Source organism: Bradyrhizobium sp. LA6.1, assembly GCF_040547805.1.
Lineage (GTDB): Bacteria > Pseudomonadota > Alphaproteobacteria > Rhizobiales > Xanthobacteraceae > Bradyrhizobium > Bradyrhizobium barranii.
In genome coordinates this window covers 1-1,501 of sequence record NZ_JBEPQK010000058.1, presented here as the reverse complement: position 1 = coordinate 1,501, position 1,501 = coordinate 1, and the positions used below count along the sequence as shown (strand labels likewise).

The window sequence follows — 1,501 nt, the reverse complement described above, 5'->3', positions numbered from 1 at the left end:
CCGCTTTAGCCACACTTACCGGTGAGGACCTGATCTTGAAACGTAGGAGAGTACGTCATTCCGCTGACCGATCAGTCGCGAAATCATGTTGGCGAACTGAACGAGAGAAAAAATTGCGAGGAATTCCAAAATCATTTCGAAAAGCCTCCGGGTTCGAAAATTCGCTGTCGTAAAACACGCCCCAGCCCGGAGACCGCAAATCTAAAACTGTTTGTTGCGGCGTAAACGCAAAATGGAACAGTTCAACGAAGAAACAATAAATCAGTTGCCTTTCGGCAACAGCATGAGGAGATTGCAGCGTTCTCGAAAACACGCTGTCATTGCCGCGACGTGCGCAGCATCGGCTTCACTGCGCGCGACGATTGCCGCCGCTCGCGCCGCAGGTATCGCAGATAGGCGACGCGGCTTGATCGAGCGGGAAGCCGTCACCTTGCCGCTGGATCACGCCTTCGGCTTCGAGCTTGCCGATGTAGGTCCGGCTGCAATCGAGGTGCTGCGCCAGCGCCGACGCGCTGACGGTCTCGGCGCTTCTGGATCGCGGTCGAGGGACAGGCTTGGCGACGGGCGCGACGGTCTCGGTCATCAGCGTCATTCCTGCTGCATCGCGGCAGGATAGCTCATTTCCGCTTCCGGCGGCAGAGCGGACCATATCCAGATTTGCTGCTGGTCGACCTTGGGCGCGATTGACCCTAACCGGACCTTGCCATGCGGTCTTGAACTCATTCGTTGACGAGGGCGTGTATTGCCCCGTGACCCAAATCCCTTATGTTTATTTGTAGCAGTGATCGGAGCCGGCCCATGTTTCCGTTAATTGCTGCTGCAATCCTTTATCTCAGCCTCATCTCTGCGTGCGGGCACTATACTGCGAACTATGCCGAACAGAGGGGACGCTCTAGGGCCGCCTGGTTCATCTGGGGCGGATTGTTTTATCCACTCCCCTACATTGCGTTGGCACTCTTACCACCAGTCCGCCGGGAGACGCCGGTCTAAGTCCGCCTCGCTTGGCGGCTTTTCTTCAGTGTCGCCTTTGGGCCCATCGCGTCATTTCGCTGCAAAGCGCTGGCTGCTCGCTATCGGCGCATAGCGAACGTTCGGGCGTCCCCTGCAACTGCAACCACGTGTTTTCTCGCACCAGATATTCTCAATAGACTCGGTCGCGCGGTCCCCGCGTTTCTTTTTGCCCTCTGAAGGACCCTGACGACCGATAGCGGAGGGACCGCCCATCCTTCGACGGTCGCCGCCAGCCATCGCGGACATCACGTCATCACCACGACACGGTGCGAGCCATCGACGATTCCGCGTTCGGGGCAAAAGCAGACATACGCTGGCCTTTCTGACCCAAAACAACCATAGGCATTATTCCGAGAACCGTGTAGCTTCCTCGCACCGTCACGCTCTTTGCTTGCCGGAAGCTGCTGCCCACAAAACGGAGAAACGCCGAACTCTCCGCTTCTCTTTAAATTGCAGCCTTGGTGCCATTGGCAGGCGCGATCTTCAGAAC

Annotated in this window: 2 protein-coding genes; both read right to left on the bottom strand. The window is 57.3% G+C overall.

Annotated elements, in window-relative coordinates; genetic code table 11:
• Positions 1-346: 346 nt before the first annotated feature.
• Complete coding sequence (locus tag ABIB99_RS44435) at positions 347-583, bottom strand: hypothetical protein (RefSeq protein WP_354182302.1); 237 nt, start codon at positions 581-583, stop codon at positions 347-349.
• Between the two features lie 673 nt (positions 584-1,256).
• On the bottom strand, positions 1,257-1,501 hold a 245-nt coding region (locus ABIB99_RS44430), incomplete at its 5' end, for a hypothetical protein (protein WP_354182297.1).